The organism is Amycolatopsis sp. NPDC004079 (genome assembly GCF_040610415.1).
GTDB classification, from domain to species: Bacteria; Actinomycetota; Actinomycetes; order Mycobacteriales; family Pseudonocardiaceae; genus Amycolatopsis; species Amycolatopsis halotolerans.
The window spans coordinates 16,329-39,771 of the sequence record NZ_JBEXMH010000076.1 but is presented as its reverse complement, the minus strand read 5'-3'; the positions used below and the strand labels follow the sequence as shown (position 1 = coordinate 39,771).

Here is a 23,443-nt window from a genome sequence, read left to right as displayed (position 1 = left end):
GCCCCCCCCTTTTTTTTTTGTTACCCGGGCGGGGTGTTGTTTGTCAAGGCGGGAAAGATGCCTTGACAAGCACCTCCGCGCCGTGTTTTTGGCTTCGTATCGGGGTGCGGGGGGTGTGGCTGCCTTAGTCGGGTGCATCGGCTGCGGTTCGTTAGGGGCGGGGTTAGCGCCCCAATGTGGCATTCGGTGCGTCACATGCACCCAACGCCACATTGGGGCGTATCTCGGCGGCGCGAGCGAGTGGGCGGGCTGTGAAGGGGCCCCGCACGGCCGATCGGCTGTCCGTGCGGGGGTGAGGGCCATCGCGGCGCGCGGCGGGTCGTGAGGGGAACCCTGAGGGAATCAGAGTCAATCAGGGTTCCCCTCACGACCTTGGGCTCAGTCCACCAGCGCGGCGGTCGCTTTCAACCGTTCCTGCGCGCTCTCCACGATCCGAGTCACCAGTTCCGCACAGCTCGGCAGGTCCTCGATCACTCCGACTACCTGCCCGGCCGCCAGCATCCCGGCGCGCGTGTCGCCTTCCACCAGACCGGCCTTGAGCAGCATGGGAGTATTCGCGGCCAGCATCGTCTGCGTCCACGAGCGGTCGCTGCCGCGCTTCATGCGCAGTCCGTCGGCGACTAGGGACGGCCAGGATTGGCCGCTCAATCGCTTGAAGTCCTTGGTTCGGCGCAGGGTTCGGGCCATCCGCTGCACGAAGCCTTCCTTCGTGAGGCCCTCGATGAACGGCGTGCGGAGCAGGCGGTGCGGCATGCCGTCGGCCTTGGTGGTGACGACGGTGCCGTCCAGGCCGAAGCCTAGGTAGGTGCGTTTGATGTCGTCCGGAACCGCGCTGTCGCTGGTGAGCAAAAAGCGCGTGCCCATGCCGATTCCGGCCGCACCATAGGACAGCGCGGCGGCCAGGCCGCGGCCGTCGAAGAAGCCGCCGGCGGCGACGACCGGGATGTCGACTGCGTCCAGTACGGAGGGCAGCAGCAGGGTCGTCGCGGTCGGGCCGGTGTGGCCGCCGCCTTCGCCGCCTTGCATCATTACCAGGTCCGCGCCCCACGAGGCGACCTTTTCGGCGTGGCGGGCGGCACCGACTGTGGGCATTACGACCAGGCCGTGGTCTTTCAACCGGGCGATCAGGTCTTTTTTCGGGGCCAGAGCGAAAGAAGCCACTTTGACGCCGTGCTGTATCAGCAACTCGGCGCGTTCGGTGGCGTCGCCCGCGTCGGCGCGCAGGTTTACGCCGAAGGGGTTGTCCGTGCGCTGCTTGACTTCCTTGATGGCGTGGTCGAGCTCGTCGTAGGTCATCGTCGCGGAGGCGAGGATGCCCAGGGCGCCGGCGTTGGCGGTCGCGGACACCAGGCGCGGGCCGGCGACCCAGCCCATGCCGGTTTGCACGATCGGGTGGGTTACGCCGGTCAGCTCGGTGAGCGGGGTGCGGAGAGGCACGGGTCTCCTCGAGTCAGTCGTTCATCGGGCGGCCGGTGGCGACGAAGGCGTCGCGGTGTTCGTCGGCGGCTCCGATGAGGTTGAGTTCGAAGGTGTAGCCCTGTTCGTAACGGTAGCTGCGGTTGACGTCGATCGGGTCGATGCCGTTCAGCGCGGCTTTCGCGGCCCGGATGACGCGCGGGTCCTTCGCGGCCACCTCGGCGGCCAGGGCGAGCGCGGCGTCGTGCAGCTCGGCGGCGGGCACGGTTTCCAGTACCGAACCGTGCTGTACCAGGTCCTTCGCCGCGATGGTGCGGCTGGTGAAGTACAGCGTGCGCATCAGGTGCTGCGGGACCAGGCGGGCGAGGTGGGTCGCCGCGCCCAGGGCGCCGCGGTCCACCTCGGGGACGCCGAAGTACGCGTCGTCGGCGGCGATGATCGTGTCGCAGTTGCCGACCAGGCCGACGCCGCCGCCGAGGCAGAAGCCGTTCACCGCGGCGATGACCGGCACGGCGCATTCGTAGATCGCCTTGAATGCCAGGTAACAGCCGCGGTTCGCGCCGACGAGGGCGTCGAAACCGGTGGTGCGCTGCATTTCCTTGATGTCGACGCCTGCGTTGAAGCCGCGGCCCTCGGCGCGGAGCAGGACGACGTGCACCGCCGGGTCCTCGCCCGCCTCCCGCACGGTTTCGGCGAGGCGGAACCATCCGGCGACCGGCAGGGCGTTCACCGGCGGGTAGTCCATGGTGACCACGAAGGTGCCGTTGTCGTGGAGCTGCGTGGAAATCGTCACGTGCGTTCCTAACCTAGCGATTGCTTGGTAGCCTAACACTTGCTTGGTTTACGGGGAACCGCCTCGCCTGCCGAAGACGAACGGAGATGATGTGAGCGGGATCTTGGAGGGCCGGGTCGCGATCGTGACCGGGGCCGGTCGCGGACTCGGCCGCGAGCACGCACTGGAACTCGCCCGCCAGGGCGCGCGCGTCGTGGTCAACGACCTCGGCACGTCGGGTGCGGGCGAGGGGGCGTCCGACGGTCCGGCCGGCGAAGTGGTCGAAGCGATCCGCGCGCTGGGCGGTGAAGCGGTGGCCAACGGCGCCGACGTCGCGAACTTCGCGGCGACGGAAGCGTTGGTGCAGCAGGCGGTCGATACGTTCGGCGGGCTGGACATCGTCGTGAACAACGCGGGCTTCGTGCGCGACCGGATGATCGTGACCACCAGCGAACAGGAGTGGGACGCGGTCGTCGCGGTGCACCTCAAGGGGCATTTCGCGCTGATGCACCACGCCGCGGGCTACTGGCGCGCGGAGGCGAAAGCCGGGCGTACGCGGGCGGCGCGGATCATCAACACCACCTCGGGCGCGGGTCTGCAGGGCAGCATCGGCCAGGGCAGCTATAGCGCAGCCAAAGCCGGGATCGCCGCGTTGACGCTGGTCGGAGCCGCGGAACTCGGCCGGTACGGCATCACCGTGAACGCGCTGGCCCCGGCCGCGCGCACCCGGATGACCGAGGGTCCGTTCGCCGCCCAGATGGCCGCGCCGGACGACGGCTTCGACGCGATGCACCCGGGCAACGTGTCGCCGATCGTCGCGTGGCTCGCCAGCGAGGACGCCGCGGACGTCACCGGCCGCGTGATCGAGGTCGAGGGCGGCCGGATCTGCTTGGAGAACGGCTGGACCCACGGCCCCTCCCGCGAACTGGACCGGCGCTGGACCGCCGCCGAAGCCGGTCCGGCCGTGCGCGAGCTGCTGAAGGAAGCGCCCGCGCCCGAACCGGTCTACGGCGCGCAGTGAACAGCCCCGCGGACTGGAAGGGCCGGGTCCTCGGCGAGCGCACCGTCGCCTACACCGACCGTGACCCGATCCTCTACGCGCTCGCCATCGGCGCCCGGCCGGACGAACTCGACCTGGTCTTCGAGGACCGGCTTCGGGTGCTGCCGCCTTTCGCGCTGACGCTCGCCCAGTGGGCCCCGGACGTCCTCGGCTCGGCTGGGGCGTTCGAGGTCGGCAACGCGGTGCACGGTTCGCAACGGCTGGAAGTCCTGAAGCCGCTGCCGCGCGCGGGCGAGATTTCCATGCGGGCCCGCGTTCCGGAAGTCTGGGACAAAGGCAGCGCGGCGGTTTATGACGTGGCCGTCGAATCGGACTACTTCGTCGCGACGTGGTCCTTGTTCTGCCCCGGTATCGGCGGTTTCGGCGGCGAACGCGGCCCCGGCCGTCCGGCCGCATTGGACAGTCCGGATTGGACTGCTTCACTGTCCACTGCGGACAACCAGGCTCTGCTTTACCGGCTGCTGGGAGACCGGCACCACATCCACGTCGACCCCGCGGCAGCAGCCGGAATCGGCCAGCCGCGCCCGATCCTGCACGGTTTGGCGACCCTCGGCGCGGGCGCTCTGGTCGCAGCCCGTCAGGTCGGCGCACACCCGGCCGACCTGACGTCTTTGGAAGGCCGCTTCGCCGCGCCGGTATTCCCGGGCGAGCAATTGCAAGTCGAAGGCTGGTCGGAAGGCGGCCTGCGGATCACGTCGGAACGCGGCCCGGTCGTCGACGGCGGTCGCGTCCACTTCGGATAGAGGAATTGCGCATGAAGGTCTTGGTCATCGGCGGCACCGGCATGATCGGCTCGAACACCGCCGCGCACTTGAGCGGTGCTGGTCATTCCGTGACCGTTGCCGGACGACACGAACCCGACGCCGATTCCCTGGTCGCGGGTCTGCCAGTACTCCTCGGAGACTACGCCCACGACGGTTTCGACGAGGCCGCGCTGGCCCCGTTCGACGCTGTGGTTTTCGCGGCGGGACAAGACATCCGGCATGTATCGGGCTGGGGCGACGAGGAATTCTGGCGGACGTACCAAATCGACGGCGTGACCGCGATCGCCGCGCGCGCGAAACGGGCGGGCGTCGGCCGGTTCGTCCAGATCGGCAGTTATTACCACCAGGTCCGGCCGGATCTCGCGGAAACGAACCCGTACGTCGACGCCCGCCGCCTGGCCGACGAAGGAGCGCGCGCCCTCGCCGGGGACGGGTTCGCGGTGTGCACGCTGAACCCGCCGTCGATCGTCGGAATGGCTCCGGGCCGGTCGACGCGGCAGTTCGGGAAGATGCTGGCCTGGGCCGACGGGGAGCTGGTCGGGAAGGTGCCGGACTTCGCGCCGGTCGGCGGGACGAACTACCTGTCGGTGCGGAGCTTGGCTGAAGCCGTCGAGGGTGCGTTGCTGCGCGGGGAATCCGGCGCGGCGTACTTGGTCGGGGACGAAAACCTCAGCTTCCGGGACTACTTTCAGCTGGTTTTCGATGTCTCCGGTTCCGGCCGGACTCTGGAAGAACGCGACGAGGAACACCCGTTCCTGCCGGATCGGGTGCTCGTCCCGGGCAGGGGCGCGACGATCTCGTACGAACCGGATGCCGGTGAGACGGAGTTGCTGGGGTATCGCCGTCGGGATGTGCGGGCGATGCTGGAGGAGATGGCTGCGGTGGTGCGGTGAGTCGTGAGTGGCGATCACGGTTCTCACCGGGATCGCCACTCGCGAGGCCCTGGGCTATGCGGTCGTCTCGGTGTCGTCGAGCCCCACGATGTCGCTGGCCGCGAACGTTTTCCGCGGGTCGCGCTCGGCGAAGTACGGCGTGATCGTCCGCTCCAGCTCGGCCGGGTCGAACGCGCCTTGCCCGGAGACGAACCGATGCTCGACCGTCGGCGGGGCGAGTAGCGCGACCATGTCTCCGTACACCACGAACACCTGTCCGTTCACCGCGTCCGCCGCCGGAGAGCCCAGGTACGCGACGAACGCCGCGACCCGTTCCGGCGCGAGGATGTCCAATCCGCCCGCGCTGCGTCCGGCGGCGAAGATCCTGTCGGTCATCGCCGTCCGGGCGCGCGGGCAGATCGCGTTCGCGCGGACGCCGTAGCGGCTCAAGCCTCGCGCGCAGGACAGCGTCAGCGCCGCGATCCCCGCCTTCGCCGCCGCGTAGTTCGGCTGCCCCGCGCCGCCGAGGAGGAATGCTTCCGACGACGTGTTGATCAGGCGGCCATAGGTGGGTTCGCCAGTGCTTTTGCTGAGCTGCCGCCAGTGCCGCGCCGCCGCGCGCGACAGGGCCGCGTGGCCCTTGAGGTGGACTCGGATGACGTCGTCCCAGGCCTTCTCGTCGAGGTTGAAAAGCATCGCGTCGCGGGTGATGCCGGCGTTGTTGACGACGATGTCGAGCGATCCGAAATGCTCGGTCGCCGCGGTGACGAGGTCTTCGGCGTACTGCCAATCGCCGATGTCGCCCGGAACGGCCAGCGCCCGGCCGCCGCTCGCGGAAATCTCGGCGACGACCTTGTCCCCGGCGTCGCTCACATCGTTGACGACGACGTTCGCCCCCTCCGCGGCGAGCGCCAGCGCTTCGGCCCGGCCGAGTCCGGCCCCGGCCCCGGTGACGATGGCGGTGCGGCCGGACAGGGCGGTGCTGAGGTGGGACACGGGGCCTCCAATGCCGGGAAGGGATGCCGCCATGGTGCCGATGGCGGGCCCGCGACGTGCGACTGCTCCCGGTGAGTGGCATCGGCGGCTCGTGGCGAGGGAGAGGCGCCGCAGGCTGGCCGACGTCGCACGCGGGCCGGCCACTCCCGCTCACCAGTACGCGCGCTTGTCCCGCTCGCCGGGCCGAAGCTAACCTCCAACCAAACGCTTGCTCGATTACTCGACGACCAGGGGCCGGTCCGGCCTTCCCCGCGAGAAGGAGATCCGGGCTTGAAAGACACGACGCCAGTCCTCGTCGACGCGGTCCGCACGCCGTTCGGCAAACGCGACGGCTGGGTTTCCGCCCTGCACGCCGTCCAGTTGCTCAGCCGCGTCCAGCAGGGCGTCCTCGACCGCACCGGGCTCGACCCGCAGACGGTCGACCAAGTGATCGGCGGCTGCGTCACGCCGCTCGGCGAGCAGTACGGGCACATCGTCCGCACCGCCTGGCTCTACGGCGGCCTCCCGACCGAGACCGGAGCCACCACCATCGACGCTCAGTGCAGCACGTCGATGCAGGCGTCCTTCCTGCTCACCGGACAGATCGCGAACGGGACCGTCGACGCGGGCGTCGCGTGCGGCGTCGAGCTGATGTCGCGCGTGCCGCTCACTCCGAAGCAGGGGACCGGCGCTGGTACGCCGAGGCCAGCCGACTGGCATCTCAACACCCCCGACCAATACACCGCCGCGGACCGCATCGCCCGGAAGCGCGGACTGACCCGGGCGGACCTCGACGCGTTCGGCCTCCGCTCCCAGCACAACGCGCGAAAGGCTTGGGACGCCGGGCTTTTCGACCGCCAAGTCCTCCCGCTGGAACTGCCGGACGGCCAACCGGTCACCCGCGATCAAGGACTCCGCGAAACCTCGACGGAAGCGCTCGCCGGGCTCCGCACCACGGTCCCGGACGGCCTGCACACCGCGGGCACCTCGTCCCAGGTCTCCGACGGCGCGAGTGCCGCGCTGTTCCTGTCCCGAAGCCGCGCCGACGAACTGGGCCTCCGCCCGCGAGCGCGGTTACTCGCGCAGTGCGTCATCGGCGGCGACCTCGAGTACCTCCTCGACGGTCCGGTAGCCGCGGCGCGGAAACTCCTCGACCGCACCGGCCTGACGATCGGCGACATCGACCTTTTCGAGGTCAACGAGGCCTTCGCCGCCGTGCCGCTGTCCTTCGCGCAGGCGCACGACATCCCGGAGGACAAGCTCAACGTCCTCGGCGGCGCGATCGCGCTCGGCCACCCGGCGGGCGCGACCGGCATCCGTCTCCTCGCGACGGCCGTCGAGGAACTCGAACGCCGCGACGCCAGCCTCGCGATGATCGCGATCTGCGCCGCGGCCGCCACCAGCTGCGTGCTCGTCGAACGGATCTGAACCATGCCGATTGCCCTGTCCGAGGAACACCGCGACCTGGCCGCCTCCGCCGCCGGGTGGGCCGCCCGGCACGCGCCGATCGTCGAGACCCGCGCTGGAATAGGCGGCCAGCCGGGTTCTGGGAAATCCCAGACCGAGACGGGTGGATCTGGGCAGCCGAAGTTCTGGAAGACCCTCACCGAACAAGGCTGGCACTCCCTGCACCTGCCGGAGTCCGTCGGCGGCCAAGGCGCGGGCCTGCTCGAACTCGCCGTGGTGACCGAGCAGTTCGGCCGCCATCTGGTGCCCGGCCCGTTCCTGCCGACGGTCACCGCCAGCGCTGTCCTCGCCGCGGCCGAACCGACGGAAGAACTCGCCGCGTTCGCCGGAGGGGCTACCGGAGCTGTCGTGCTCGACGGCCTCAGCGCCGCCAGCACCGCCGACGGTTGGCGGATCAGCGGCACCAGCAGTCCGGCGCTCGGACTCGCGGACGCGGAGATCGCCGTGGTCCGCGCTGACCGAATCTGGTTCGTGCTCCGACCGGAGCCCGGCCAGCTGATCCCCGTCGAAGCCGTTGACCTGACCAGATCCGCGGCCCGGCTCAAGCTGGAGAACTTCCTGGTAGCTCAGGACGACCTCGTGGAGCTCCAGCCGGAACGCGCGGAGCTGGCCCTCGCGGTCCCCGCGGCGGCCGAGGCGGCCGGGCTGTGCGGCTGGGCCCTGGACTGCGCCGTCGAGCACGTCCGCACCCGCGTCCAGTTCGGGCGTCCGATCGGCTCTTTCCAAGCGGTCCAGCATCAGGCGGCGGGCATCCTCCTGCACCGGGAGATCGCCACGGCCGCAGCTTGGGACGCGGCCCGTGCCGAGCGGCATTCGCTTGCGCAGCAAGCACTTGCGGCCGCGCAGGCCAGGCACGCCGCGCTTCCCGCCGCGGTGGACGCGTCCGTCAGCTGCGTACGCCTCCTCGGCGCGATCGGCTTCACCTGGGAGCACGACGCGCACCTGTACTGGCGTCGCGCGGTCGCGCTGTCTGGCTCCCTGGGCCGATCAGCCGCCCGCACCCTCGGCGAACGCGCCCAGACCACGACCCGCGACCTGACCCTCGCCACCCCCCAAGACTGTCTCGAACTGCGCAGCCAGGTCGCGTCCGTCCTCGACCAAGCCGAGCCGTCCGTCCGAGTGCTCGCCGACGCGGGTCTCGCCGCACCGCACTACCCGAAGCCGTACGGGCTGGACGCCGGACCGCTCGAACAGGCCGTCATCGCCGAAGAGTTCGACCGTCGTGGAATTCCCCAGCCCACCACGGTGATCGGCGAATGGGTCCTGCCGACGCTGCTCGTGCACGGTTCCCCGGAGCAACGCGACCGCTTTGTCCTGCCGACTCTGCGCGGCGAGATCCGCTGGTGCCAGCTGTTCAGCGAACCGGGCGCTGGTTCGGACCTCGCCTCGCTCAGCACCCGGGCGACCAAAGCGGACGGTGGCTGGCGGATCTCCGGGCAGAAGGTCTGGACGTCGCTGGCCCACGAAGCGCACTGGGGCGTCTGCCTCGCCCGGACCGACCCGGACGCGCCGCGCCACCGGGGAATCTCGTACTTCCTCGTCGACCTGGCCGCGGAAGGCGTCACGGTCCGGCCGATCAGGCAGGCCACCGGACGCGCGGAGTTCAACGAGGTCTTCCTGGACGACGTGTTCGTCCCGGACCGCGATCTCGTCGGCGAGCCGAACAACGGCTGGCGGCTCGCGACGACCACGCTGGCCAACGAACGGCACAACATGGGCGCGACGCTCGCGCACGGTTCGTCGGACCGGGTCCGCCAGTTGCTCCGCGACAATCCGGATGATCCCGAGGCACTGTCCGCGCTCGGCCGCTGCGTGTCACGGGAACTGACGCTCGCCACGCTCGGCCTCCGCAGCGTGCTGGCCCGGCTCGCGGGCCTGGATCTCGGGGCCGAGGTCAGCGTGCAGAAGGTGTTCAGCGCGCTCGCCCAGCAGGAGGGGTCGCGCGAGGTGATCGCCCTGCTCGGCCCCGGTTCGGCGAGCGCGGAGGACGGGCACGTCATCGACCATCTCGGCCTGCCCGCCGTGCTGTTCGGCGGCGGGACGGTGGAAATTCAGCTCAATCTCATTGCTCAACGCGTCCTCGGCTTGCCCCGCTGACCCGACTACTAGGAGAAAACGCATGCATCCGGAGCTGTCGGAGCGCTCGCGAAGGCTCCGCGCGCAGTTGCGCGAGTACTTCGCCCGCATCATCGACGAGGACGACCGCCGCGCGCTGGTCGAGCAGACCGAGGGCGGTCCGGTGTTCGACCGGATCCTGCGCCGGATGGGCGCGGACGGCTGGCTCGGCCTCGGCTGGCCGGAAGAATACGGCGGCCGCGGCGAGGACCCGGAAGCGCTTTTCGTGTTCTACGACGAGGTGTTGCGCGCCGGGGCCCCGCTCTCGCTGGTCACGTTGAACACGGTCGCGCCCGCGTTGATGCATCACGGCACCGAGGAACAGAAGAAGTTCTTCCTGCCGCCGATCCTGCGCGGCGAGCTGATGTTCGCCATCGGCTACACCGAACCCGGCGCGGGCACCGACCTGGCGTCGCTGCAGACGCGGGCGAAAATCGACGGCGACGAACTCGTCATCAACGGCAGCAAGATCTTCACCAGCGCCGGCATCTTCGCCGACTGGATCTGGCTGGCCGTCCGGACCGACCCGGACGCGCCCCCGCATCGCGGCATCTCCGTCGTGCTCGTGCCGACCGACACGCCGGGCTTCTCCGCCACTGAAATCCATACGGTGGGTGGGATCAGCACCTCGGCCACGTACTATGCGGACGTCCGAATTCCACTGTCCAATGTGGTCGGCGAGCTGAACAACGGCTGGCGGCTCATCACCAGCCAGCTCAACCACGAGCGCGTCGCCCTCGCCGCGCGCGGCGGCATCGCGAACCAGATGTACGACGCGGTCCTCAAGTGGGCACAAGAGGAGCCGTTCGGTCCGGGAACGGTGTACGACCTGCCCTGGGTCCGGCACACGCTGGCCGAGGTATACGCGCTGCTCAGCGCCACTGACCTGATCAACCTGCGCCTGGTCGCGGATGTCGCCGCGGGCACGCTCGGCGGCGGGGATTCCGCCGCCGCCAAGGTGTTCGGCACCGAAGCGGTGGTGACCGCGTACAGCAGGCTCCAGGAAGTGCTCGGCGCTCGCGGCCTGCTGCGGCCGGATTCGCCCGGTGCGGCGGTCGACGGGCGCGTCGAAACCCTCGCCCGGCGCGCGCAGAACAACACGTTCGGCGGCGGTACCAACGAGGTGCTGCGCGAGATCGTCGCCGCGAAAACCCTCGGCATGACGCTGTCCGCGCGCCGCCGTCCGGAAAAGGCCAGGAGCTGACATGGATTTCGACCTCAACGACGACCTGGGCGCGGTCCGCGAGCTGGCCGCCAAGATCTTCGCCGACCGCGCGAGCGTCGACCGGGTGGTGGCCGTCGAGAAGCAGGGCGGCTTCGACGCCGACCTCTGGCGGGTGCTCGCCGAAGCGGACCTTCTCGGCATCTGCCTGTCCGAAAGGGACGGCGGGGCCGGGCTGGGGATGTCCGGCCTGGCCGTGCTGCTCGAAGAAGCGGGCCGACACGTCGCGCCGGTTCCGTTGTGGAACGTGATCGCGGGCGGTGTGCTGCCGGTCGCCCAGTTCGGCTCAGCGGATCAGCGGAACCGGATCCTGCCGCGGGTGCTGGACGGTTCGACGCTGCTGGTCGGCGCGTTCGACGACACAGTCTCGGTCACCGCAACCAGGCACGGCGACGAACTCGAACTCACCGGCGAAGTAGTGTCGGTTCCCGCTGGTGCGCAGGCCGACCTGGTCTTGGTTCCGGTCAAGGAAGACGATCAAGTCCATTTAGTACTCGTCCCGACGGTCAACCTCAGCGTGACCCCCGTCGAAGTCACCAGCCGCGAAAGTCACGCGTCGATCGTCTTCGCCGAAACAAGGGCCTCCGCAGCGGACATCCTGGTGTCCGGCGACGACGCTCTGCAGTGGACACTGCGCCGACTCCGGGTCGCGCTGGCAGCGGTCAGCGTCGGCGTGTGTGCCCAAGCGTTGGCGACCACCGCGAAGTACACGTCGGAACGAGTCCAATTCGGACGTCCACTGTCGACAAATCAAGCTGTCGCTGTGCGGGCCGCGGACGCCTACCTCGACACCGAGGCGATCCGCGTCTGCACCCAACGCGCCGCCTGGCTGCTGGACGAGGGCCGCGAGGACGAGGCGGAAATCGCCGCGCTGGTGGCCAAATGGTGGGCGTCGCGCGGGGGACTGCGGGTCGTGCACGCGACCCAGCATCTGCACGGCGGCATCGGCGCGGACGTCGACTATCCGATCCACCGCTACTTCCTCTGGGGCCGCCAGGTCGCCTTCACCCTCGGCACCGCCGACGCGCTCGCCGCCGAACTCGGGGAGCGGCTCCCGTCCGCACCCCCGATCGGCGCGCCGGCTTAGGAGGATCACGTGCCCATCGATCTCGACAAGGCGCTCAACGCCCCGCCGCGCACCCAGCGGCTCGCCTGGACCACCCGGGACGTGCTGCTGTACCACCTTTCCCTTGGCTCCGGCACCACGCTCCGGTACGGCTACGAACGAGACCTGGAAGTCCTCCCGACCTTCGCTCTCGTTGCCGGACAAGGCATTTCCGCCGGAGACATTCCGGCGGAGGGTTTGACGCTGCCGGGCGTAGACGTCGATCTCGCGAAGCTGCTGCACGCCGGACAGGTCGTCACCCTCCACCGCGACCGACTGCCGACGTCCGGCTCGGCGGAACGAACCACGCGGATCGCGGAGATCCAGGACAAGGGCCGGGCGGCGGTCATCGTGCTGGCCCACGAGGTCGCGGACGCCGACGGTCCACTATGGACCTCGAAGATGTCCGTCTGGGCCCGCGGCGAAGGCGGTTTCGGCGGCGACGCAGGCACCGCTGTCGGGTCGAAGAAACCGGAAGGCGACCCGACGCACGTGCTGGACGTCGCCACCACCGCCGACCAGGCCCTGCTCTACCGGTTGAACGGCGACCTCAACCCGCTCCACGCCGACCCGGAATTCGCCGCCGCAGCAGGCTTCGCCGCGCCGATCCTGCACGGACTAGCGTCCTACGGCCTGGTCGCCAAAGCCGTCGTCGACCACCTCCTCGACGGCCACCCGTCGAGGCTCCGCGAACTGGGGGCACGCTTCGCCGGCCCGGCAATTCCCGGTGAGACCCTGAGGATTTCGGTGTGGCAACAGGAAAATGAGCTGGCCCTACGCGTGACCTGCCCTGAACGCGACGACGCGGCAGTCCTCACCGACGCCTGGGCCCGCACGACTTCAGGAGGTGCGTGATGGGCACTCCGGTCATCGTGGACGCGATCCGGACCCCGTTCGGAAAGCGCCGCGGCGCACTGTCCGGCATCCACGCGGTCGAACTCCTCGGCCACGTGCAGCGCGGCATCCTCGACCGCACCGGCATCGATCCGGCGCTCGTCACCGACGTCGTCGCCGGATGCGTCACGCAGGCCGGGGAGCAGTCCAACAACGTCGGCCGCTTCGCCTGGCTGCACGCCGGGCTCCCGGACGAGACCGCGACCACCACCATCGACGCGCAATGCGGCTCCGCGCAACAGGCTGTGCACCTCATCGCCGCGCAGATCGCGGCCGGGCTGGTGGACGTCGGCATGGCGTGCGGGGTCGAATCGATGAGCCGGGTGCCGCTGCTGAGCAACCTCGGCGACGCGGGCCGTCCGCGTCCGGAGTCCTGGAAGGTCGACCTCCCCGCCCAGTACGAGGCCGCCGACCGGATCGCCGCCCGTCGCGGGCTCACCCGCGCGGACCTGGACGCGTTCGGCCTCCGTTCGCAGCGACGCGCCCGCCGCGCCTGGGACGAGGGCCGATTCGGCCGTTCGATCCTGCCGGTCCCGCTCGAGGACGGCCAGTTCGACCGCGACCAGGGCCTGCGCGACACCAGTGCCGAAGCCCTCGCCGGACTCGCCCCCATCAAGGAAGACGGCCTGCACACCGCGGGCACGGCCTCTCAGATCTCCGACGGCGCGTCGGCGGCGCTGCTGGTCGACGCCGACCAGACCTTCGGACTGCGCCCGCGCGCGCGGCTGGTCGCGCAGACCATCGTCGGCGCGGAGCCGAAGTACCTGCTGGACGGGCCGATCCGCGCCGCCGAACGCGTCCTGGGCCGGGCCGGGATGACCGTCGCGGACATCGATCTGTTCGAGGTCAACGAGGCGTTCGCGTCGGTTCCGCTGTCGTTCGCCCGCACGCTCGGCGTCGACGAGGACCGGCTGAACGTCAACGGCGGCGCCATCGCGATCGGCCATCCGGTCGGCGCGACCGGGATCCGGCTGCTGGCGGAGATCGTGGACGAACTGGAGCGCCGCGACCAGACGCTCGGTTTGGTGGCGATCTGTGCCGGCGGGGCCCAGGCGACCGCGGCGATCGTGGAGCGGCTCTGAGATGTATCGGCTGAGCGGTTTCGACGGCAAGGTCGCGGTGGTGACCGGTGCGGGCCGGATGCGGTCGATCGGCCGGTCGATCGCGGTCGAGCTGGCGCGGGCCGGTTGTGCGGTCGTGGTGACCGGCAGCGGCCGCGCACCCGAGAGGTTCCCGCCGGAAGAGCGGGCGGCGGGCTGGCAGGACATCCAGTCCGTGGCGGACGAGATCCGCCAGCTCGGCGGCCAGGCGTTGCCGGTGGTGAGCGACGTCGCCGACCCGGCGCAGGTCGACCGTCTGCTGGCCGCTGTGCTGGACGCCTTCGGCCGCGTGGACATCGTCGTCAACAACGCCGCGGCCGCGCGTGGGCCGGATCGCGTGCCGGTGCTCGACCTCGACGTCGAGACCTGGGACCGGGTCATCGAGGTCAATCTGCGCGGGCCGTTCCTGATGACCCGCGCGTTCGGCAGGCGGCTGGTCGAGCAGGGCGACGGCGGGGTGTTCGTGAACATCTCCTCGATCGGCGGGAAGCTGTCCGGGGCCGGGTCGGCGGCCTATTCCGCGTCGAAAGCCGCGCTGCAGTCGCTGACCTCTTCGACGGCCAAAGAGCTGGGCGGGCACGGGATCCGGGTGAACGCGCTGTGCCCCGGCGTCGTCGGCACGAGCAGGCTGGACGACGTGGACCCGGATTCGTGGGCCGAGTACGTTCGCGCGCAGGTGCCGTTGCGCCGGGCGGGCGAGCCGGCCGACGTCGCGGCGGCCGCGGTGTTCCTGGCCAGTGCCGAGGCGGGCTGGGTGACCGGGCAGTGCTGGAACGTCGACGGCGGACAGCTGACGATCCGATGACCACTACGGGAGGCGACCGATGACCGATCGGGACGACATCATCGCGCGGCTGACCGCGCCGGGCGCGGAGTTCGAGATCCGGCCGGAACCGGTCGCGGGCCGTCCGGCCCGGGTGTTCGCGCGGCGGCATCGGAGCCTGACCGAGTTGCTGGCGGCCTCGCGCGAGTTCGGCGACCGCGAGTATCTGGTCACTGTGGACAGCCGGCGCACCTTCGTCCAGCACTACGACGAGGTCGCCGCGCTGGCCGCGGTGCTGCGGACCGAATACGGCGTCGGACGCGGGGACCGGGTCGCGTTGTGCGCGGCGAACTGTCCGGAGTGGATTGTCGGATTCTGGGCGGCGGTGTCGCTCGGCGCGATCGCGGTCGGGATGAACTCGATGTGGGCCGCGCCGGAGGTCGCGCACGGCCTCGACCTGACCGCGCCGAAGGTCGTGCTGACCGACGCGGCGCGGAAACCGCTGGTCGCGGACGGGTATCCGGTGCTGGAAATCGGCAGCCCGCAGTACCGGGAACTCCTCGGCCGCCACGAAGGCGCCGAGCTGAAACCGGAGCCGGTCGACGAGGACGACCCGGCCGTCATCCTCTTCACCAGCGGCACTTCCGGGCATCCGAAGGGCGCGACGCACTCGCACCGCAACGTGCTCGCCGCAGTCTGGTTCCACCTGTTCAACGACGCGCTCGCGGCGGAATTCGGCCGTCCGGCGCGGGACCGGCGGTTCCTGCTGGCCACGCCGCTGTTCCACATCGCCGCCCTGCACAACCTCGCCGTCGTGCGGCTCGCCGTGGGCGACACCGCCGTGCTGCACCAAGGGAAATTCGACATCCACCGGGTGCTGGACCTCGTCCAGACCGAGCGGATCACCAACTGGGGCGCGGTCCCGACCATGCTCTCGCGTCTGGTCGAAGCCGATCTGTCCGGCTACGACCTCAGCACGCTCAAGACGGTCTCGGTCAGCAGCGCGCCGTCGACCGCCGAGCTGAAAGACCACCTGCGACACGCGCTGCCCGGCGCGGCCTCGTCGCTGAGCACCAACTACGGCCTCACCGAGTCGTCCACCGCGGCCACCCTCGCGACTCCGGCCGAACTCCTCGCCGACCCGGACACCGCGGGCCGTCCCGTGCCGAACATGGAAGTGCAGATCCGCGACACCGAAGGCCGCCCGGTCCCGGACGGCACCGACGGCGAGATCCACCTTCGCGGCCCGCAGGTGATGCTCGGTTACTTCAACGACCCGGCCGCGACGACAGCCGCGTTCACCGAGGACGGCTGGTTCCGGACCGGTGATCTCGGCCAGCTGCGCGACGGTGCGCTGACCGTGCTGAGCAGGCGCAGCGACCTGATCCTGCGCGGGGCGGAGAACATCTACCCGGCTGAGGTGGAAGAGCAGCTCGCCGGACATCCCGGTGTCGCCGAGTGCATTGTCGCGGGTCAGCCGGATCCGGATTACGGCCAGATCGTCGCCGCGAAGGTCGTGCTTCGCGCTGAGTCCGAAGTGGACGCTGACGGCCTGCGCGGCTATCTCGCCGATCGGCTGGCCCGGTACAAGATTCCGACGGCTTGGTTCCTGACCCGGGATCCGTTGCCGCGCAACGCGACGGGGAAGGTGGTCCGGCGGCTGGTGCGGTGGGAGTGAACCGCGAGCAGTGGGAGCCGCTGCTCGCCGACCTCGCTGCCCGGCGCTCGGCCGCACAGGCGATGGGCGGCGAAGAACGCCTCGCCCGGCTCGGCGGGCCCAACGCGCGTGACCGGATCGCCGCGTTGCTCGATCCCGGCAGCTTCGCCGAGATCGGCTTGCTCGCCGGAGAGCTGCCCGCGGACGGCTTCGTCGCCGGAAGCGGGAGCGTCGACGGGAAGCCGGTTCTGGTCGGCGCCGAGGACTTTTCTGTTGCTGGCGGGTCGATCGGGGTCGCGGCGGCGTCCAAACGGGAACGTCTCGCCCGGCTCGCGGAACAGGAACGCGTGCCGCTGGTGATGTTCCTGGAGGGTGCCGGACACCGGCCGTCGAACAGCCTGCACCCGCACCGCCCGGCACCGAACGATCTCCAAGCGCTGGCCGACTTGTCCGGGAAAGTGCCGGTGGTTGCGGTGGTCGCCGGGCCATCGGCCGGGCACAGCGCGCTCACCGCGGCACTCGCGAACCTCGTGGTGCTGGTGCGGGGAAGCGGGCAGCTGTTCTCCGCCGGTCCGCCGCTCGTGCGCGCGGCCTTGGGCGAGGACGTGTCCAAAGAGGAACTGGGCGGCGCCGACGTCCATGCGGTCCACAGTGGACTTGTCGACCTCGTCGCCGCCGACCTTCCCGAGGCGATCGGGCAAGTCCGCCGCTACTTGAGCTTGCTCCCTCCGTCCGCGACAACAGCCGAGCAAGAACGCCGGACGGACGAGCTCCTGGACCTGATCCCGCCGAACGACCGCGTGCCCTACGACATGCGGCCCGTGGTCGAGGAACTGCTTGACCGCGAAACCTGGTTCGAGCTGGGCCATGACCACGCCGCGTCGATGCTGACCGGGCTGGGCAGACTGGGCGGACACGTCGTCGGTGTCGTGGCGAACCAGCCGGCGGTGCGCGCCGGAGCGATCGACGCGCTGGCAGCCGACAAGGCGGCCCGGTTCATCGAGCACGTCACGGGATTCGGCGTGCCGCTGCTGATGCTCGCGGACAACCCGGGCCTGCTCGGCGGCCGGGACCAGGAACGCGCGGGCGTGCTGCGCGCCGGTGCGCGGCTGTTCCTTGCCCAGCACCGCGCGGACGTGCCGAAATTCCACGTGACGATGCGCAAGGCGTTCGGTTTCGGCAGTTCGGTGATGGGCCAGAACGCCTTCGACCGGCAGACCCTCAGCCTCGCGCTGCCCGGGGCGACGCTCGGTGCCATGCCCGCGCGCGTCGGCGCGGAGACGTCCAAAGCCGACGCCGGGACCAGCCAAGCGCTCGCCGAGGGCGAGGCGGCGGGGCCGTGGCGGCTCGCGAGCACCGTGACTTACGACGACGTCGTGCATCCGGGCGAGCTGCGGAATCGGCTGCTGGCCGGGCTGCGGCTCGCTATTCCGGCGCGTTAAGCCGTTCATTGCGAAAAGGACGAGCCGATTCGTCTCTCTGGCTGCTGTACGGCCGCCGTTTTCTGCGCCACCGTGAGATGTCTTCGCTGATGAACTGTGCGGCTCGGCCACAAGCAGCAGGAGGAATGAGCATGCACGTGACAAAAGCCCTGAAGTCATGGAGATCCGCGGTCGTGGCGGTGCTGTGCCTGAGCCCGGTCGCGGTCGCGGCGGCCCCCGCCCTGGCGGCGGCGGACCGTTACGTCAACCTCCATCAATGCGTCTACACCAACGGCAGCTTCCTTTACACGAATGAGCTGTCCACCACTCCCAACACTTCGTTCAATACCGGGACGAACATCGCGGACCCGCGCGACAACGCGGCGCGATGCGGCGCGGCGGCCAGCGGCTGGGTGGTCGACGCGGCGAACACCGCGGTGCAACCCCTCGACCGCGTCCGCGGCCGGTTCCTGAATCTGCATCAATGCGTGTACAGCAACGGAAATTTCCTTTACACCAACATCCTGGCGACCACGCCCAACTCGCCGTTCAACACCGGAACGAACCTTTCCTACGCGCCGGACTCCTCGGTCGGCTGCGGTCCGGCGGTCAGCGGGTGGACGGTCGACGCGGCGAACACGGCGGTGCAATCACTGGACCTGGCCGCCCGCCGGTTCCTGAATCTGCACCAATGCGTGTACACCAACGGCAAATTCCTCTACACGAATACCCTCGCCACCACCCCGAACACCCCGTTCAACACCGCGACCAACGTCTCGGACACCCGGGACACGACCGTCCGATGCGGTCCCGCGGTGAACGGCTGGAAGCTGGACGGGGTGAACTCGTCGGTGCAATCCCTGGACCTGGGCACTCCCTGACCATTTCCCGGAAGAACTCCCGGTGAGCTTGCCGGGAGTTTTTTCGCGTGCGGCGGGCCCGGCTGTCCGCCCAGCGGGAGTGGCGCTTGCCGCCCGTCCCTCCGCGACCTAGCGTCCTGCCAAACGCTTGTTCAAGGAGGGGTGATGACCGGTCTCCGGACGGACTTCGCCGAGTTCACCGGCCAGCAGGCCGAGCCGCCGCGGGTGGCCCGGTACGCGGTGAACGAGGCGATGATCCGCAACTGGGTCGAGGCGGTCGGCGACCGCAACCCGGTGTACGTCGACGAGGCCGCGGCGAAAGCGACCGGCCGCCCCGGCGTGATCGCGCCGCCCGCGATGTGCTCGACCTGGATCATGGCCGGGTACCGGCGCTACCGCGAGATCCAGGAGCTGCGCCGCGAGGGCGCGGTGGAGGATTTCGCGTACTCGCGGCTGATGAGCGTGCTCGACGCGGCCGGCTACACCTCGGTGGTGGCCACCGACGTCGAGCAGGAGTACGTCCGCGAGATCACCCCGGGCACGCACGTGACCTGCCATTTCACCATCGAAGCGGTGTCGGAGGGCAAACGCACCGCGCTCGGGTACGGCCATTTCGTCACGCTGCGCAAGCACTACCTGGACGAAGCGGGCGAGCTGCTGGTCGACGAACGCTTCCGTATCCTGCGGTTCCGCCCGGCCGAGCGGAGCGCGTGATGGGAGAGCACACCGCGGTCCCGCGGCTCACGATCACCCAGGACAACCAGTTCTTCTTCGCCGCCGCCCGCGAGGGACGGCTGGAAATCCAGCGCTGCACCGACTGCGGCGCGCTCCGGCATCCGCCCGGCCCGGCGTGTCCGGTGTGCCGGAGCTTCGCGTGGGACACGGTCGTCGCCAGCGGGCGCGCGGTACTGCACAGCTGGACGGTGCTGTATCACCCGAAGGACCCCGCGTTCGACTACCCGCTCGCCGTCGGCCTGGCCGATCTGGAGGAGGGCATCCGGCTGGTGGCCGACATCGCCGGGGTCGACCACGACCGGCTCGAAGCGGGCCTGCCGCTGCAGGTCGGCTTCAGCGAGCACGCGCACGGCGAAATCCTCCCGCAGCTGCGGCCGCGAGACCCGAAGGAGCACACCCGATGACCCTGGCTCTCGGGGACCGCCTGCCGGAGCTGGCGATCCCGTTCGACCGCACCACGATCGTCGCGACCGCGATCGCGTCGCAGGATTTCGAGGACGTGCACCACGATCCGGGCAAGGCGGCCGAACGCGGGATGCCGGACGTCTTCATCAGCATCAACGCCACCAACGGATTCATCGACCGCTACGTCACCGACGTCTGCGGCCCGGCGACCCGGATCCGGAAGGTTTCGCTGCGACTCGGGCTGCCGCTGTTTCCGGGTGACACGCTCGCTTTCGTCGGCGAGGTCATCGAAGTCGTGGACGGAGCGGCGACGATCAAGGTCACCGGAAGTCATGAACGCGGCGTGCATGTGTCGGCTCGAGTGACGGTGTCGGCATGAGCTTTGCGAGGCAGGCCGCGATCGCCGGGATCGGCGCGACCGAGTTCAGCAAGAATTCCGGGCGCAGCGAATGGCAACTCGCCTGCGAATGCGTCCTCGCGGCGCTCGCCGACGCGCAGATCCCGGTCGAGGAAGTCGACGGATTCGCCCTGTTCACCATGGAAACCAATCCGGAGATCGCGGTCGCGCGGGCGTTGGGGATTCCGCAGTTGAAGTTCTTCAGCCGCATCCCGCACGGCGGCGGCGGGGCGTGCGCGCCGGTGCAGCAGGCGGCGCTCGCCGTCAGCTCCGGGGTCGCGGACGTCGTCGTGGTGTACCGGGCGTTCAACGAGCGTTCCGGGCACCGCTTCGGGGCCGGGCCGCCGCCGTTCGCCTACACCGCGAATACCGATCAGGAATACCGGAACTGGATCAACCCGTACGGCCTGCTCACTCCCGCGCAGCAGGAAGCCTTTCTGGCACGGCGGTACATGCACAAATACGGGGCGACGAGCGAGGATTTCGGCCGCGTTTCGGTGCTCTCCCGCAAACATGCGGCGGTGAACCCGCGAGCGTGGTTTCACGGGCGTCCGATCACGATCGAAGACCACCAGTCGTCGCGGATGATCGCGGATCCGTTGCGGTTGCTCGACTGCTGCCAGGAAAGCGACGGCGGGCAAGCGCTGGTGATCGTGAGCGCGGAGCGGGCGCGCGACCTGCCGCATCCGCCCGCGGTGATCGCGGGGGCGGCGCAAGGCGTTGGGCCGCAACAGATTTCGATGAGCAGCTACTATCGGGACGACATCGACGAAATGCCCGAGGTGCAGCTGGTCGCCGAGCAGTTGTGGGCGCAATCGGGCGTGGGTCCGGAAGGGATCGACGCCGCGATTCTGTACGACGCTTTCACACCGATGGTGTTGCTGCAGCTGGAGGAATACGGATTTTGCGGCCGCGGCGAAGCGAAAGACTTCATCGCCAGCGGAGCGCTCGAACTCGACGGACGGCTGCCGGTCAACACGCACGGCGGCCAGTTGGGGGAGGGCTACATCCACGGGGTCAACGGGATCGCCGAGGGCGTCCGGCTGATTCGCGGCAGCTCGGTCAACCAGCCCGCGAAATCGTTGGAGCACGTGCTCGTCACCGGCGGGTCTCCGGTGCCGCATTCCGCGATCGTGCTCGCGGCGGACCGCTGATGGAGACTTTCGCGGAAGTCGTCCGGTCCCGGCGCGGGGACTCGCACGAGGGGCTGCGGTTCGAGAGCCGAAGCTGGACGTGGGGTGAGGTCGTCCAGGAGGCCGCGGTGCGGGCTTCGCTGTTGCGCACCTTCGAGCCGGGGCCTGGCCGGACGCAGCGGCACGTCGGGGTCCTGTTGCAGAACCTGCCGGATTTCGTCTTCTGGATCCTCGCCGCCGCGGTGACCGGCGACGTCCTGGTCGGCATCAACTCCACTCGACGCGGCGTGGAGCTGGCGGCGGACATCAGCCACACGGACGTCGACGTGCTGGTCACCGAACCGTTGTACGGCGAGGAGGTCGCGAGCCTTGAGCTGCCGACGGTCCGCCGTGTCCTCGACGTGGAATCGGCGGAGTACCAGGACCTGCTGGCCGCGCACGCGGGCGCGGAGATGCCCGCGTCGCTGCCGGACCCGGCGGCGACCTTCCTGCTGCTGTTCAGCTCCGGCTCCACCGGCACGCCGAAAGCGGTGATCTGCAGCAACGGACGTCTCGGCCGGTTGACCGACGCGCTGGCCGAACGCGTCTCGCTGCACCGCGATTCGGTCACCTACCTGTGCCTGCCGATGTTCCACGGCCACGCGATCATGATGAACCTCGCCGCCGCGGCGAAGGTCGGCGCGACGATCGTGCTGGTCCGGAAATTCTCCGCGTCGCGGTTCATCCCGGATCTCCGCGCGCACGGCGTGACCTACTTCAACTACGTCGGCCGCGTGCTCAGCTATGTCGTCGCGCAGCCGGAGGAGCCGACCGACGCCGACAACCGGCTGGAGGTCGCCTTCGGGTCGGAAGCCGCGCCGGGCGAATCCGCCGAATTCCGCCGGCGATTCGGCTGCGAAGTGCGGGAAGGCTACGGTTCCAGCGAAGGCGGGCTTCGCATCGTGCCGGAACCGGACGCGCCGCCGAACGCGCTGGGCCGCCCCGCGCCCGGAATGCGCGCGGAAATCCGCGACCAGGACAACCGGGAATGCCCGCTCGCGGAATTCGACGAGAACGGCCTGCTGCTGAACGCCGAGGAGGCGACCGGCGAGATCGTCGCGGTGGGACGCGGGAAAACGTTCGAGGGCTACTACCGGCATCCCGCCGCGATGGCCGAACGGCTGAAGTTCGGCGGCGAGGACTTCTGGACCGGCGACCTCGGCTACCGCGATCGTGACGGCTACCTGTACTTCGCCGGCCGGGCCGCGGACTGGCTCCGCGTCGACGGCGAGAACTTCGGCACCGCCCCGGTCGAGCGGATTCTGGGCCGCTGCCCGGCGTTCGCGGTGGCGCACTGCTACGGCGTGCCCGATCCGAAGACCGGAGACCTGCTGATGGCGTCCGTCATACTCGCTGAGGATGCCGTGTTCGATCCGGAATACTTCGACGAATTCCTTGCCGCGCAACCGGATCTCGGTACGAAATGGCGACCGACGTTCGTGCGGATCATCGACGAGGCCCCGGTCACCGGCAGCGGCAAGATCGACAAGGCTCCGTTGCGCGCGCAGGGCTGGGAGGACGACCGGGTCTGGTACGCGCCGAGCCGGACCAGCCCGTACCGGCCGCTCACCGCGGCGGATCGAGAAGCGTTGCGGGCGGAATTCCGCGCCCACGGACGGGAAAACTCGCTGCCCGCGGCGTCGCGGCGCTGATTATCGCGGCGGGAGGCCGAGGGAGATCGAGGCGAACGCCTCGCGCAGCGTCGTCGGCACGGTCTTCTCCAGACTCTCGTCCAGGAACCGGTTCAGCACGGTGGTCATCGCCGCGATCGCGATGTCGGACACCAGTTGCGGATACAGATCGCCGACCCGCGTCCCGGTGCGTTCGGCGATCGCCCGGACCAGATCGGCGGTCTCGACCCGTGCCAGCGCGGTGCGCATCTCCGGCGTCGCGCTCCACGCTTGCACCGCGCTGAGCTGGTCGGAGGCCGGTTGACCGTACGGGACCCCGTCGGCGCGCAACGGTTCGATGAGCGCTTCGGCGAGCGCGGTCCACAGCGGTTCGTGCGCCGGGCGCTCCCGCAGCAGCTGCGCGCTGCGCCGGATCCGGTGCTCCTGCCGGTAGGCGACCGCGTCGTATTTCGTGGCGAAGTAGTTGCTGAAGGTCCGCAGCGACACCCCGGCGCGCTCCGCGATGTCCTCGCGGACAACGTTGTCTGGACCTCTCTCGTACATCAGCGCCACGGCGGCGTCGCTCAGCGCTTTGCGCGTGTCGAGCTTCTTGCGTTCTCGCAAGCCGAGCGGTCGTTGGTCAGCCATGCCGCCCACGGTA

At 69.8% G+C, this 23,443-nt stretch carries 22 protein-coding genes; 18 read left to right on the top strand and 4 right to left on the bottom strand.

The window, feature by feature from the left end; all coding sequences use genetic code 11:
• Positions 1-378: 378 nt before the first annotated feature.
• Positions 379-1,437, bottom strand: coding sequence for a nitronate monooxygenase (locus ABZX37_RS42675; protein ID WP_354749653.1), 1,059 nt, complete (start codon positions 1,435-1,437; stop codon positions 379-381).
• A 13-nt stretch (positions 1,438-1,450) separates the two neighbouring features.
• Entirely contained in the window at positions 1,451-2,209 is a 759-nt protein-coding gene (locus tag ABZX37_RS42670) for an enoyl-CoA hydratase family protein (protein ID WP_354749651.1), read from the bottom strand.
• 91 nt (positions 2,210-2,300) lie between these two features.
• Here ABZX37_RS42670 and ABZX37_RS42665 point away from each other — a divergent pair, with 91 nt between their 5' ends.
• The 3 genes from ABZX37_RS42665 to ABZX37_RS42655 are packed head-to-tail and all read left to right on the top strand — an operon-like array spanning position 2,301 to position 4,905.
• On the top strand, positions 2,301-3,209 hold the full coding sequence (locus ABZX37_RS42665) for an SDR family oxidoreductase (protein ID WP_354749649.1): 909 nt from the start codon (positions 2,301-2,303) through the stop codon (positions 3,207-3,209).
• Positions 3,206-3,991: a MaoC/PaaZ C-terminal domain-containing protein gene (locus tag ABZX37_RS42660; protein WP_354749647.1), complete on the top strand. Its 786-nt coding sequence runs from the start codon at positions 3,206-3,208 to the stop codon at positions 3,989-3,991. The genes ABZX37_RS42665 and ABZX37_RS42660 overlap by 4 nt, the downstream gene beginning before the upstream one ends.
• Before the next feature lie 11 nt (positions 3,992-4,002).
• On the top strand, positions 4,003-4,905 hold the full coding sequence (locus ABZX37_RS42655) for an NAD(P)-dependent oxidoreductase (RefSeq protein WP_354749645.1): 903 nt from the start codon (positions 4,003-4,005) through the stop codon (positions 4,903-4,905).
• 54 nt (positions 4,906-4,959) lie between these two features.
• On the opposite strand, the gene ABZX37_RS42650 is transcribed toward ABZX37_RS42655, so the two are convergent.
• Positions 4,960-5,880 carry a 3-oxoacyl-ACP reductase gene (locus tag ABZX37_RS42650; RefSeq protein ID WP_354749643.1) on the bottom strand — a complete coding sequence of 307 codons (921 nt, stop codon included), beginning with the start codon at positions 5,878-5,880 and terminating at the stop codon, positions 4,960-4,962.
• A gap of 270 nt (positions 5,881-6,150) precedes the next feature.
• Here ABZX37_RS42650 and ABZX37_RS42645 point away from each other — a divergent pair, with 270 nt between their 5' ends.
• The 15 genes from ABZX37_RS42645 (at position 6,151) to ABZX37_RS42575 (ending at position 22,824) form a co-directional block, all read left to right on the top strand.
• A complete protein-coding gene (locus ABZX37_RS42645; RefSeq protein WP_354749641.1) occupies positions 6,151-7,287 on the top strand; it encodes a steroid 3-ketoacyl-CoA thiolase in 1,137 nt (378 codons plus the stop codon).
• Positions 7,288-7,290: 3 nt separating this feature from the next.
• Positions 7,291-9,423, top strand: a complete 2,133-nt coding sequence (locus ABZX37_RS42640; RefSeq protein WP_354749639.1) for an acyl-CoA dehydrogenase — start codon at positions 7,291-7,293, stop codon at positions 9,421-9,423.
• A gap of 22 nt (positions 9,424-9,445) precedes the next feature.
• On the top strand, positions 9,446-10,645 hold the full coding sequence (locus ABZX37_RS42635) for an acyl-CoA dehydrogenase family protein (RefSeq protein ID WP_354749637.1): 1,200 nt from the start codon (positions 9,446-9,448) through the stop codon (positions 10,643-10,645).
• Position 10,646: 1 nt separating this feature from the next.
• The gene (locus ABZX37_RS42630) at positions 10,647-11,750 is read left to right on the top strand and encodes an acyl-CoA dehydrogenase family protein (RefSeq protein ID WP_354749635.1); all 1,104 of its coding nucleotides are present in this window, start codon (positions 10,647-10,649) and stop codon (positions 11,748-11,750) included.
• 9 nt (positions 11,751-11,759) lie between these two features.
• Positions 11,760-12,623, top strand: a complete 864-nt coding sequence (locus ABZX37_RS42625; protein WP_354749633.1) for a MaoC/PaaZ C-terminal domain-containing protein — start codon at positions 11,760-11,762, stop codon at positions 12,621-12,623.
• A complete protein-coding gene (locus ABZX37_RS42620) occupies positions 12,623-13,744 on the top strand; it encodes a steroid 3-ketoacyl-CoA thiolase (RefSeq protein WP_354749631.1) in 1,122 nt (373 codons plus the stop codon). The genes ABZX37_RS42625 and ABZX37_RS42620 overlap by 1 nt, the downstream gene beginning before the upstream one ends.
• Before the next feature lies 1 nt (position 13,745).
• Positions 13,746-14,567, top strand: coding sequence for a glucose 1-dehydrogenase (locus ABZX37_RS42615; RefSeq protein ID WP_354749629.1), 822 nt, complete (start codon positions 13,746-13,748; stop codon positions 14,565-14,567).
• A gap of 19 nt (positions 14,568-14,586) precedes the next feature.
• Complete coding sequence (locus tag ABZX37_RS42610; RefSeq protein ID WP_354749627.1) at positions 14,587-16,203, top strand: class I adenylate-forming enzyme family protein; 1,617 nt, start codon at positions 14,587-14,589, stop codon at positions 16,201-16,203.
• Complete coding sequence (locus ABZX37_RS42605) at positions 16,200-17,624, top strand: carboxyl transferase domain-containing protein (RefSeq protein ID WP_354749625.1); 1,425 nt, start codon at positions 16,200-16,202, stop codon at positions 17,622-17,624. Before ABZX37_RS42610 ends, ABZX37_RS42605 begins: the two co-directional genes overlap by 4 nt.
• 125 nt (positions 17,625-17,749) lie before the next feature.
• On the top strand, positions 17,750-18,484 hold the full coding sequence (locus ABZX37_RS42600; protein ID WP_354749623.1) for a hypothetical protein: 735 nt from the start codon (positions 17,750-17,752) through the stop codon (positions 18,482-18,484).
• A gap of 144 nt (positions 18,485-18,628) precedes the next feature.
• Positions 18,629-19,177, top strand: coding sequence for a MaoC family dehydratase N-terminal domain-containing protein (locus ABZX37_RS42595; RefSeq protein ID WP_354749621.1), 549 nt, complete (start codon positions 18,629-18,631; stop codon positions 19,175-19,177).
• Entirely contained in the window at positions 19,177-19,602 is a 426-nt protein-coding gene (locus ABZX37_RS42590) for an OB-fold domain-containing protein (protein WP_354749619.1), read from the top strand. Before ABZX37_RS42595 ends, ABZX37_RS42590 begins: the two co-directional genes overlap by 1 nt.
• Entirely contained in the window at positions 19,599-19,982 is a 384-nt protein-coding gene (locus ABZX37_RS42585; RefSeq protein WP_354749617.1) for an acyl dehydratase, read from the top strand. The genes ABZX37_RS42590 and ABZX37_RS42585 overlap by 4 nt, the downstream gene beginning before the upstream one ends.
• Positions 19,979-21,154: a lipid-transfer protein gene (locus ABZX37_RS42580; RefSeq protein WP_354749615.1), complete on the top strand. Its 1,176-nt coding sequence runs from the start codon at positions 19,979-19,981 to the stop codon at positions 21,152-21,154. Before ABZX37_RS42585 ends, ABZX37_RS42580 begins: the two co-directional genes overlap by 4 nt.
• A complete protein-coding gene (locus ABZX37_RS42575) occupies positions 21,154-22,824 on the top strand; it encodes an AMP-binding protein (RefSeq protein WP_354749614.1) in 1,671 nt (556 codons plus the stop codon). The genes ABZX37_RS42580 and ABZX37_RS42575 overlap by 1 nt, the downstream gene beginning before the upstream one ends.
• Here ABZX37_RS42575 and ABZX37_RS42570 read toward each other — a convergent pair whose 3' ends face one another.
• Positions 22,825-23,430: a TetR/AcrR family transcriptional regulator gene (locus tag ABZX37_RS42570; RefSeq protein ID WP_354749612.1), complete on the bottom strand. Its 606-nt coding sequence runs from the start codon at positions 23,428-23,430 to the stop codon at positions 22,825-22,827.
• Positions 23,431-23,443: the final 13 nt, after the last annotated feature.

Bases quoted from the DNA above. Each gene is read 5' to 3' on its own strand.
- ABZX37_RS42655 (WP_354749645.1), top strand. From the start codon at position 4,003: ATGAAGGTCTTGGTCATCGGCGGCACCGGCATGATCGGCTCGAACACC.
- ABZX37_RS42640 (WP_354749639.1), top strand. From the start codon at position 7,291: ATGCCGATTGCCCTGTCCGAGGAACACCGCGACCTGGCCGCCTCCGCC.
- ABZX37_RS42635 (WP_354749637.1), top strand. From the start codon at position 9,446: ATGCATCCGGAGCTGTCGGAGCGCTCGCGAAGGCTCCGCGCGCAGTTG.
- ABZX37_RS42630 (WP_354749635.1), top strand. From the start codon at position 10,647: ATGGATTTCGACCTCAACGACGACCTGGGCGCGGTCCGCGAGCTGGCC.
- ABZX37_RS42620 (WP_354749631.1), top strand. From the start codon at position 12,623: ATGGGCACTCCGGTCATCGTGGACGCGATCCGGACCCCGTTCGGAAAG.
- ABZX37_RS42615 (WP_354749629.1), top strand. From the start codon at position 13,746: ATGTATCGGCTGAGCGGTTTCGACGGCAAGGTCGCGGTGGTGACCGGT.
- ABZX37_RS42610 (WP_354749627.1), top strand. From the start codon at position 14,587: ATGACCGATCGGGACGACATCATCGCGCGGCTGACCGCGCCGGGCGCG.
- ABZX37_RS42600 (WP_354749623.1), top strand. From the start codon at position 17,750: ATGAGCATGCACGTGACAAAAGCCCTGAAGTCATGGAGATCCGCGGTC.
- ABZX37_RS42595 (WP_354749621.1), top strand. From the start codon at position 18,629: ATGACCGGTCTCCGGACGGACTTCGCCGAGTTCACCGGCCAGCAGGCC.
- ABZX37_RS42590 (WP_354749619.1), top strand. From the start codon at position 19,177: ATGGGAGAGCACACCGCGGTCCCGCGGCTCACGATCACCCAGGACAAC.
- ABZX37_RS42585 (WP_354749617.1), top strand. From the start codon at position 19,599: ATGACCCTGGCTCTCGGGGACCGCCTGCCGGAGCTGGCGATCCCGTTC.
- ABZX37_RS42580 (WP_354749615.1), top strand. From the start codon at position 19,979: ATGAGCTTTGCGAGGCAGGCCGCGATCGCCGGGATCGGCGCGACCGAG.
- ABZX37_RS42575 (WP_354749614.1), top strand. From the start codon at position 21,154: ATGGAGACTTTCGCGGAAGTCGTCCGGTCCCGGCGCGGGGACTCGCAC.
- ABZX37_RS42570 (WP_354749612.1), bottom strand. From the start codon at position 23,430: ATGGCTGACCAACGACCGCTCGGCTTGCGAGAACGCAAGAAGCTCGAC.